Raw genomic sequence first — 10817 nt, 5'->3', positions numbered from 1 at the left:
CGTTGTGAAGAAGTGATGTGGCGTGAGAAGAAACTGTTTTGTAATGCAGACTTCTTCCATGCATCTGCGTATCACTTTATGGATATTGCAACCAAACTATTCACGCCAATCTTTGTGATGAGCCGTGTTACAGGATGGGCAGCGCATGTAATGGAACAGCGTGCAGACAACCGTATTATTCGCCCAAGTGCGGACTATACCGGTTACGAACTGCGCAAGGTACTGCCAATTGAGCAACGTTCAGCAGCAGCTTAAATCTGTCTCTGCAACAGTGTCCACAGTATTAAAGCTTGTTTAGATTTTTTGGGTGATGAGTAAATTGCTTTATTCATCACCTGAATCTGAATTAAGCTGAGTCTTGGATTAGTAATTGATTTGAAATCAAAGGGCTAGAACCATCAGTTGAATTAGTACATCAGACTGGCAGTTCTAGTCCTTATCTTTGATCGTCCCTTATTATTCTGTGTAATTCAGGGTTTTTTACTGACCAAATAAGGCCTGAGTATAGTTTTCTGCTACAGCACTACGTTGACCATTACCATTAAAATAACGATCTACGTAACATTTCTGAGCCCCAGTGTCACAAAAAATACCGTTGGCAAAGGTAAATTGTGTGTGACTAAACTGACCTTGTGAGAACACTTTATTGGCTTGATCTTGACCAAGGTATTTTTGAGTCAACTCTTTTGAAATACCTGCAGAATTGGCACAGATATACTGGTCACATAAGGTTTTCGCTTCAGGTTGCTTTAAATCAATGCCTTGAATTGGCTGTTTGGGAGTCATCGGTGTTGCTTGGCAACCCATTAAAAGCACAGGTAGACAGAATAAATAAGCCATTTTTTTCATGATCTTCTCCAAATCTAAATGTTAAGTTTTGCACAGTAGATTTGAGCATAGGCCCATTCAAACCGATGTTCTGTGCATTTTTGATATTCAAAATTTTAAGATCTTAGGGTCTAAAAATGATATCTGTATTATCAGAATAATTAAATTTGAACAGATGTTCAAATTTAATCTAAAAAAATTATGCGTCTAATTCTTGCTGAATGATGGCTAAAATTTGCTGATGAAAGAAATCAGATTGAACTTTTTCAAGGTTGAGATTGGATAAACATTCCAGTCCTATGGCAAAAGCAATCAGCCTTAATGCAATTTCATTGATCTGATCTAAGCGAAAAATAAATTCATGATTGATCATTCCCAGATGTAATATTTCAATGATTGAGTTTTGCCAAATTTTAATGGCTTGCGCATAGGCTTGTTTAAAGATTGGGTGACTGTAAGCATTGCGTTCTGCATCATTCCAAATGCCAATATACGGTGTTTCGGAAATTGCCGCTTCTGAGCCGAGAAGGTAAATCAACTTATCCCTGCAACTGGTATTTTCAGGAAATTGTTCTAGATTTAAATTCCCATGTACCAGTTCTAAAAAAACCTGAGACTTTAGGTCATGGATAGAATCAAAATGATGATGAATTTGACCTACAGAAAATTCAGCTTTTTCTGCTAATTTTCTGACCGTTAAGGTATTTAATCCTTCAGACAAAACGAGTTTTTTTGCGGATTCAATAATCTGTTGTTTCCTTTCATTTTTGCTTAAATAAGCCATCTGAATCAAAATCCGAAAAGTAATGGGCTTTATTATATAGCCTGAATTTAGCTTAAGTAGATGATGTACTCTTCCTCTTTAACAATATGATGTTGTTCATCAGTCCAGAGAAATTCTCAAATTACTTCATAGAGACAATGTCATAATCCGAGAAAATTTTATCATTAGGCGAACGCTTGTTGCGTTTATTTATAATTTGCAGGTTTTAGCAGTAAATTTTCGCGACACAAATTGACGTTTATAGATATTGGTCGCATTGAATAAGAAATTGATTTTCATATAATTAGTTCAATTAAATACTTTATATTTATAAAAAATGGAACAACTTAATCCTTCAGACCTAAAAGCGATCCTTCATTCAAAACGGGCAAACCTATATTACCTTGAGCATGCCCGCGTGATGCAAAAAGATGGCCGAGTTTTATATCTGACCGAAGCCAAAAATGAAAATCAATATTGGAATATTCCGATTGCCAATACCACCGTCATTTTATTGGGTACAGGTACATCGATTACCCAAGCTGCCATGCGGATGCTGGCAAGTGCAGGGGTATTGGTCGGTTTTACCGGTGGTGGTGGCACACCATTATTTATGGGCTGTGAAATTGAATGGATGACACCGCAAAGTGAATATCGCCCAACCGAATATATGCAAGGTTGGATGCAGTTTTGGTTTGATGATGCAAAACGTTTAGAAGTTGCCAAGCAGTTTCAGCAGGCTCGGATTGAATTTATCAGAAAAGTTTGGGACAAAGACCGCGATTTAAAAGCTGAAGGTTTTTATCTGGATGATGTTGATATTACACAGGCATTGACCGGTTTCGAAAAGAAAATTCCACATTTAACCAAAGTGGGTGATGTGTTATTGGCTGAAGCGGCCATGACTAAACAGCTTTATAAAATTGCAGCGACACGTACCGGTTTAAAAGATTTTAGCCGTAATCCTGAACAGGGGGATTTAGCCAACGACTTTCTCAACCATGGCAATTATCTCGCTTACGGTTTAGCGGCAACTACACTTTGGGTTTTAGGTATTCCACATGGTTTTGCCGTAATGCATGGAAAAACCCGCCGTGGTGCTTTGGTGTTTGATGTGGCAGATTTGGTTAAGGATGCGGTCGTTCTGCCTTATGCCTTTATCTGTGCCAAAGAGAAGATGACTGAGCAAGAGTTTAGACAGCAGTTATTGCAGAAATTTACAGAGCATCGCTGCAGCTTAGAAAACCACTTGAAGCTGTCGCAGATGATAAGTGAAGTTCACTGCCATGTAGGCAGCTTAGAAATCATGGTTCTCGATGTTGAGTGTGAAGTTTGTGTTCACTGCCATGTAGGCAGCTTAGAAAATACAGACGCATCCCTTGAACCTTGCTTTCAGGTTCACTGCCATGTAGGCAGCTTAGAAAACATATTATCACTTTTACGATGTGACCACATAGTTCACTGCCATGTAGGCAGCTTAGAAAACTCATAAAATGATGGAGGTATCGTGGGCCTCGTTCACTGCCATGTAGGCAGCTTAGAAAACTAAATACAGTCGGTGATCTTAGAACATCACGTTCACTGCCATGTAGGCAGCTTAGAAACAAACGTATTTTGAGGAAATACTCCATAAACTGTTCACTGCCATGTAGGCAGCTTAGAAAAAGCACTTTACGAAGAGCAGCAACGACTTGCTGTTCACTGCCATGTAGGCAGCTTAGAAATTGTTGTCACAGTTACACCATCAGCGATTTGGCGTTCACTGCCATGTAGGCAGCTTAGAAAACCACGTTGTCTAGATGAGGCAAATTAAACTTGTTCACTGCCATGTAGGCAGCTTAGAAATGATTTGAATTTAGAGGTCGTTAGCATTGCGGGTTCACTGCCATGTAGGCAGCTTAGAAATCTTGAGCTTCAATCTGTATTGCCAGTTCACGGTTCACTGCCATGTAGGCAGCTTAGAAAACGTAGAAAATCATCTATAGGGTCGTCTTTCGGTTCACTGCCATGTAGGCAGCTTAGAAAGCGCCATAAATCGCATAGAGCTTAGTCATCTTGTTCACTGCCATGTAGGCAGCTTAGAAAAACTTAATTTGCTCATAACGATCTTTTGAGCAGTTCACTGCCATGTAGGCAGCTTAGAAAGCACAAATATTCAGAATGCGTATGCACATGGTGTTCACTGCCATGTAGGCAGCTTAGAAAAATGCAGAAGTTGCTGAAATTGATGGGCGTGTGTTCACTGCCATGTAGGCAGCTTAGAAAAATCCGGGATAAAACCAACTGATAATCCTTTCGTTCACTGCCATGTAGGCAGCTTAGAAACGGAAGCTGCAAAACAAAATATGCAAGACTGGGTTCACTGCCATGTAGGCAGCTTATAAAAGCAAAATCACTGAACTGCAAACAGTACGCTGGTTCACTGCCATGTAGGCAGCTTAGAAACTGAATACCTAGACCTAGGGCTATTTGTAGTGGTTCACTGCCATGTAGGCAGCTTAGAAAAACAAACATCAGGTTTATTTCTCTTGGAACAAGTTCACTGCCATGTAGGCAGCTTAGAAATTACGGGCCTGATTGAGCTGTGCATCTATGGTGTTCACTGCCATGTAGGCAGCTTAGAAAATTCGCCAGCGCAATCAACGCCTCCTTACCGCGTTCACTGCCATGTAGGCAGCTTAGAAATTGCCATAAGGTTGTTTGTATGAAGATTTACGGTTCACTGCCATGTAGGCAGCTTAGAAAGCTATCTTTATAAGGTTTTGCTGAGTAACCTTGTTCACTGCCATGTAGGCAGCTTAGAAATGGGTTCCAAACTCATTGGAAAGTAAATTCCCGTTCACTGCCATGTAGGCAGCTTAGAAATAGAAATATCGAATGGTGGAGATTGGCTTGTAGTTCACTGCCATGTAGGCAGCTTAGAAAGCTATGCAAAATAGTCGATCAACAGAAATGGTGTTCACTGCCATGTAGGCAGCTTAGAAAATTGGCCAAGCCTTCGACTTCACCTTCTGATAGTTCACTGCCATGTAGGCAGCTTAGAAACACTTCACGTTGACCGTAAAGCACTGGCACGGGTTCACTGCCATGTAGGCAGCTTAGAAAGGCTTTAGTCCAAAGTGCTTGTAAAAGATTGGGTTCACTGCCATGTAGGCAGCTTAGAAAAACTTAAAAACCGCTTCATTAATACTTTTATAGTTCACTGCCATGTAGGCAGCTTAGAAATAGTTCATCTAAAACAGGGATTTGCTCAAACAGTTCACTGCCATGTAGGCAGCTTAGAAATTTTAAGAGACGATTTATGGGGGTGAGTTCATGTTCACTGCCATGTAGGCAGCTTAGAAAATTGGGTACAGCATTGATCGGTGCTGGTGTCGGTTCACTGCCATACAGGCAGCTTAAAAATTCCTAAAAGTACGAAGAGGGTAGGTATAAAATATTATTTAGCAGCACATAGAAATAAAAAAGCCGCATTCATTGCGGCTTTTAATCATGACATCAACTTAAGCAGCTTCAGCTTCTAAAATTTCAAAATCATGAGTAATTTCGACACCACCGTCAGTCAGCATTTTACTTGCTGAGCAGTATTTTTCAGCAGAAAGTTCAACCGCTTTTGCAACTTGCTTTTCTTTTACCGCATGGCCAGTTACAACAAAGTGCAAATGAATTTTGGTAAATACAGCAGGAATAGTGTCTGCCCGGTCAGCTTTTAATTCACAGCGTACATCGGTGATGTCTTGGCGTGCTTTCTTTAAAATCGTCACAATGTCAAAAGATGCACAGCCGCCAAGCCCTGTAAGGATTAGCTCCATTGGGCGCGCACCGCGGTTTTCACCGCCGTATTCTGGAGATCCATCCATGATTATAGTGTGGCCGCTTTGAGTTTTTGCTTCAAAAGCGACATTCTCTAGCCAATGAACACTCGATTGCATTGCAAGTCCTTAAAAAAAGCTATAAATTTACGCAGTACCTGTACACTAACATAAATGGAGTTGATAAGGAATTTCAGCTCTAGCGTGTGACAAGTTCAATTTAGGTCTTGTGCGATCTATAATTTATCCATATTCGGAACTGTTAGCATGACTTCAAACTTTTCACAACTTAGCACTGATGCGCTATCTCCGGGGCAGTTACCTGAGTCGGTGAAGGCATTATTAAAACGTGCATATATCAATCGTTACCCAAAACGTACGACTATTATTGATGCGGGCTCAGAATCAAAATCTTTGTATTTAATTCTTAAAGGTTCAGTATCCATTATTTTACGCGAAGATGATGATCGTGAAATCGTTGTAGCGTACTTAAATGCGGGTGACTTTTTTGGGGAAATGGGTTTATTCGAAACGAATGCACAGCGTACTGCGGAAGTCCGTACTCGCGATGTGTGTGAAATTGCCGAAGTAACCTATGAAAACTTCCATGAATTAAGCAAGCAATATCCAGATCTCAGCTATGCAGTATTTGCACAGCTGGTACGTCGTCTAAAAAACACGACACGTAAAGTCACGGATTTGGCATTTATCGACGTATCCGGTCGTATTGCGCGCTGCTTGATTGATTTATCTTCTCAACCAGAGGCAATGATTTTGCCAAATGGTCGTCAGATTCGTATCACACGTCAAGAGATTGGCCGTATTGTCGGTTGTTCTCGTGAAATGGTGGGCCGCGTTCTCAAAACTCTTGAGGAACAGGGTATGATCGAAACGGATGGTAAAGCGATTCTGATTTTCGATGCTTCTTTAGAAGAAAAAAGCCAAATCGCCACAGGTGATTTTGACGACGAAGAATAATTTTTCTTACGTTAAAAAAAAGCAAATCTTCGGATTTGCTTTTTTTATGTCTAAATATCTAAATAAAAGTGAGCTCCCAATGCTTCGCATAATAATGTGACAAATAAACAGTCAATGATGATTTAAACTCATCATGCATTTTGGTTAAGCTTAAACATCGGTCATTTTATTCATCACAAGAGCAAGAATAGGAAATCAAAAGCACATGCAATTTAAACCACTCGCACATACTGGAATTTTAGTTCCAGAAATTTGTCTAGGCACCATGACTTTTGGTGAGCAAAATACACAAGCCGAAGCCTTTGAGCAACTTGACTATGCTTTAGAGCGTGGACTGAATTTTTGGGATACTGCCGAAATGTATCCTGTTCCGCCCAAACCGGAAACCCAAGGTTCAACTGAAACCATTATTGGCAACTGGATTGCAGCACGTGGTGGCCGTGACAAATTATTCCTCGCTTCAAAAATTGCAGGGCCATCTTATGGCGGAAGTGATATTCGCGGTGGTCAAACCAAATTTGTTGCGACAGATATTGAATCTGCCTTAGATCAATCGCTCGCTCGTTTGCAAACAGACTATATCGACTTATATCAGTTACATTGGCCACAGCGACCAACCAACTTTTTTGGTAAATTGGGTTATGGCAATGCCGAAGCCCATAGCAACCACACTGTGACGCAGCTAGAAGAAACATTAATCGCTTTAAGTGCAGAAATTAAAAAAGGTCGTATCCGTGCTATTGGACTTTCTAATGAAACGCCGTGGGGCACATTGAAGTTCTTACATTTGGCGGAAAAGCTAGGCTTAGAGAAATTTGTCAGCGTACAAAATCCCTATAATCTTTTAAACCGTACTTATGAAATTGGTATGTCTGAAATCGCTCATTATGAAGGGGTAGGATTATTGGCATATTCACCTTTGGCCTTTGGTTATTTAACTGGTAAATTCCGACATGGTGCACGACCTGCCGATGCACGTGTGACACTATTTTCACGTTTTAGTCGTTATAGCAACCCAGAAAGTGAATGGGCAACTGAGCAATATGCACAACTTGCCGAACAGCATGGTTTGACTTTCACACAACTGGCTTTGGCTTTTGTTAAACAACAGTTTTTTGTCACCAGTACCATTATTGGGGCAACTAATCTGAATCAACTTAAAGAAAATATTGATGCTTTTGAGATCAATTTATCTGAAGAAGTTCTACAGGGGATTGAAGCGATTCATCGTCAACAACCAAATCCAGCACCCTAATTAAATCGTTTAAATCATGCGAAGAAAAGCCTGTATAATTTTTTGCAGGCTTTTTATTTTCGACTTTATAAACTTAAATTTTTGAAAATTGAGCATGTCATTTTTATCGAAGAATTAACATGAAGGATAATTAAAATAAGGATTTGTTGAATAGAAACAATTCGTGCATAAAAACCAGTTAAAGGACTTGAAATCTTGAGTTTAAAGACCAATATTATAACTGAAGTATATTAATCTAGATAAATTAACTTATTGAAAATATTTAAAAAATGTATTTGAAATTTTAAATATGACTCCCATATATGCTTCAAGTACAAAATTTGTTGTGAGGTATAACAAGAATGCGATTTGAAAAATTCACAAACCGTTTGCAGCAAGCATTATCCGATGCGCAGTCTTTGGCTATGGGGAAAGACCATAGTGCGATCGAGGGGATTCATATCCTTGCCACCTTGTTGGAAGAACCCTCGAACCAAAGTCTATTGCAGCAGGCAGGTGCCAATCTTCCAGATTTAAAAACCAAGCTTCAACAAGCGTTGATGGATACTGCGACCATTGCCAATCCAACAGGGGATATCAATTTAAATCCAGAAGCTGTGAAAGCATTAAATTTGGCAGACAGCTTTGCACAAAAAGCGGGGGATGAGTTCCTTTCTACCGATTGGGTGATTTTAGGTTTAGCAGAAATCGGCAAAACAAAAACTTTATTAAATAGCGTAGGCGTAACCACAGATAAATTACGTCAAGCGATTGAAAATATTAGAGGCGGTGAACAAGTCATGAGTAATAACCACGAAGATCAACGTGATTCACTCAGCAAATATACTTTAGACCTAAATGCACGTGCACTAGAAGGTAAACTTGACCCGGTGATTGGGCGTGATGAAGAGATTCGCCGTACCATTCAAGTGTTGTCACGTCGTAGTAAAAACAACCCCGTATTGATTGGTGAGCCGGGTGTAGGTAAAACGGCAATTGTTGAAGGTTTGGCACAGCGTATTGTCAATGGTGAAGTGCCTGAAAGTCTAAAAGGCAAACGTGTATTGTCACTTGACTTGGGTTCTTTACTCGCAGGTGCAAAATACCGTGGTGAATTTGAAGAACGTCTTAAAGCTGTATTAAAAGACCTTGCGAAGCACGATGGCGAAATCATCCTATTTATTGACGAGCTACATACGCTTGTTGGCGCAGGGAAGGGCGAAGGTGCAATGGATGCTGGCAACATGCTGAAACCTGCACTGGCGCGTGGTGAGCTACGCTGTGTGGGTGCAACCACTTTAGATGAATATCGTCAATTCATTGAAAAAGATGCCGCGCTTGAACGTCGTTTCCAAAAAGTCTTGGTCGATGAGCCGAGCGTTGAAGACACCATTGCGATTTTACGTGGTCTAAAAGAGAAATATGCAACGCATCATGGCGTGCAAATTTTAGACTCTGCCATTATTGCAGCGGCAAAAATGTCACATCGTTATATTACAGACCGTCAGTTGCCGGACAAAGCCATTGACTTGATTGATGAAGCAGCATCACGGATCAAGATGGAAATTGATTCAAAGCCTGAGCCATTAGACCGTTTAGATCGTCGCTTAATTCAATTGAAAATGCAGCTTGAAGCAGTGAAAAAAGATGCCGATTCGGTCAGCAAAGCTGAAGTTGAACATCTTGAGAAACAAATTGCAGAAGTGCAAAAAGAATATAGCGATCTGGAAGAGCAGTGGATTGCAGAAAAACGCCTTGTTGATGGTACAAATCAAGCGCAAATTGAGCTGGATAAAGCCCGTACAGCGTTTGAAAAAGCGCAACGTGAGGGTGATTTAGCGGAAGCAAGCCGTCTGCAATATGGTGTGATTCCAGAGTTACAAAAACGCTTGAACGAAGAAGAAGTGGCAGAAAGCAATGAGGAACCAAAACTCATTCGTACCAAAGTGACTGAAAATGAAATTGCGGAAGTGGTCAGTGCCGCGACCGGGATTCCTGTAGCGAAAATGCTGCAAGGTGAACGTGAAAAATTACTTCAAATGGAAGAATTTTTACATAACCGTGTCGTTGGTCAAGATGAAGCGGTAGTGGCTGTGTCTAATGCCGTACGTCGCTCGCGCGCAGGCTTATCAGACCCGAATCGCCCAAGTGGTTCATTCTTGTTCTTGGGGCCTACAGGTGTGGGTAAAACTGAATTGACCAAAGCATTGGCCAACTTCTTATTTGACAGTGATGATGCGATGATTCGTATTGATATGTCCGAGTTCATGGAAAAGCATTCGGTTAGCCGTTTGGTTGGTGCGCCTCCGGGCTATGTCGGTTATGAAGAGGGCGGTGTCTTAACTGAAGCTGTTCGTCGTAAACCATATAGTGTGGTGTTGTTTGATGAAGTTGAGAAAGCACATCCAGATGTATTTAATATCTTGCTGCAAGTGTTGGATGATGGTCGATTGACGGACTCACAAGGTCGTGTCATCGATTTCAAAAATACCGTGATTGTGATGACCTCGAACTTAGGTTCTACCGATGTGCGTGAGCTCGGTAATAATCCAACCAGAGAAGAAGTGCGTACCGTGGTGATGGCAGCAGTGTCTGAACATTTCCGTCCTGAATTTGTGAACCGTATTGATGAGTTAGTAGTCTTCCACTCACTTGAAAAAGCACAAATTCGTGGTATTGCTGACATCCAATTAGATCGTTTACGTTCACGTTTGGCTGATAAAGATATGAACCTAGCGGTTGAAGACAGCGCATTTGAATTGTTAATCGAAGCTGGATTTGATCCTGTATATGGTGCACGTCCATTGAAACGTGCAATTCAACAACAAGTTGAAAATACTTTGGCGCAGAAAATATTGGCCGGTACATTCCAACCGGGCGATACCATTGTCATTCAAGCGGATGGCGACCATCTTAGTTTTGACAAGATGCGTATGAACTAAAGTACTCAATGATTAATCACAGTGTGTTAAAAAGAAACCCGGTTTAGGCCGGGTTTCTTTATTTTACACTTGTCGCATTTTACGTTTAAAAACCTAAAGTTGATTGAAATTCATTCTTTTGACCCTTTAATATAAGACCTGAACCGTAATGAACATTCATTTAAGGGTTCTGTAAAAATAATAAGGCTCTAGACTAGCAGACTAGTTATGTTGGTCTGTAATCATGATTAAAAACAGTAAATTAAGCCACTACAAGATTA

Annotated in this window: 7 protein-coding genes, 1 pseudogene and 1 CRISPR repeat array; of the genes and pseudogenes, 5 read left to right on the top strand and 3 right to left on the bottom strand. The window is 40.6% G+C overall.

All coding sequences use genetic code 11. The features are described 5' to 3' along the window. On the top strand, positions 1 to 255 hold a 255-nt coding region (locus tag ACN6OV_RS09345), incomplete at its 5' end, for a citrate/2-methylcitrate synthase (protein WP_427952295.1). Between the two features lie 225 nt (positions 256 to 480). Here the strand turns inward: ACN6OV_RS09345 and ACN6OV_RS09340 are convergent. Together ACN6OV_RS09340 and ACN6OV_RS09335 are read right to left on the bottom strand one after the other, a co-directional pair. Beyond that, positions 481 to 849 carry a YcgJ family protein gene (locus ACN6OV_RS09340; RefSeq protein ID WP_427952293.1) on the bottom strand — a complete coding sequence of 123 codons (369 nt, stop codon included), beginning with the start codon at positions 847 to 849 and terminating at the stop codon, positions 481 to 483. Positions 850 to 1027: 178 nt separating this feature from the next. Next, complete coding sequence (locus tag ACN6OV_RS09335; RefSeq protein ID WP_427952291.1) at positions 1028 to 1612, bottom strand: TetR family transcriptional regulator; 585 nt, start codon at positions 1610 to 1612, stop codon at positions 1028 to 1030. Between the two features lie 316 nt (positions 1613 to 1928). On the opposite strand from ACN6OV_RS09335, the pseudogene cas1f reads away from it, so the two are divergent. Further along, a pseudogene (gene cas1f / locus ACN6OV_RS09330) lies at positions 1929 to 2825 on the top strand (type I-F CRISPR-associated endonuclease Cas1f); the annotation flags it as partial. Positions 2826 to 2867: 42 nt separating this feature from the next. Then, positions 2868 to 4996: a CRISPR direct-repeat array (repeat unit 28 nt; unit sequence GTTCACTGCCATGTAGGCAGCTTAGAAA). A 98-nt stretch (positions 4997 to 5094) separates the two neighbouring features. Here cas1f and ACN6OV_RS09325 read toward each other — a convergent pair. Continuing rightward, a complete protein-coding gene (locus ACN6OV_RS09325) occupies positions 5095 to 5523 on the bottom strand; it encodes an OsmC family protein (RefSeq protein WP_427952289.1) in 429 nt (142 codons plus the stop codon). 147 nt (positions 5524 to 5670) lie between these two features. On the opposite strand from ACN6OV_RS09325, the gene crp reads away from it, so the two are divergent. From crp to clpB, 3 genes are all read left to right on the top strand, one after another. Then, positions 5671 to 6381, top strand: coding sequence for a cAMP-activated global transcriptional regulator CRP (crp, locus tag ACN6OV_RS09320; protein WP_427952287.1), 711 nt, complete (start codon positions 5671 to 5673; stop codon positions 6379 to 6381). 205 nt (positions 6382 to 6586) lie between these two features. Further along, complete coding sequence (locus tag ACN6OV_RS09315; RefSeq protein WP_427952285.1) at positions 6587 to 7636, top strand: NADP(H)-dependent aldo-keto reductase; 1050 nt, start codon at positions 6587 to 6589, stop codon at positions 7634 to 7636. Between the two features lie 341 nt (positions 7637 to 7977). Further along, complete coding sequence (gene clpB, locus ACN6OV_RS09310; protein ID WP_427952283.1) at positions 7978 to 10557, top strand: ATP-dependent chaperone ClpB; 2580 nt, start codon at positions 7978 to 7980, stop codon at positions 10555 to 10557. The last annotated feature ends 260 nt before the right edge of the window (positions 10558 to 10817 follow it).

The sequence above is a fragment of the Acinetobacter sp. genome (assembly GCF_050285345.1).
In the GTDB taxonomy this organism is placed as follows: Bacteria; Pseudomonadota; Gammaproteobacteria; order Pseudomonadales; family Moraxellaceae; genus Acinetobacter.
This window is presented reverse-complemented; position numbering and strand designations above follow the sequence as displayed.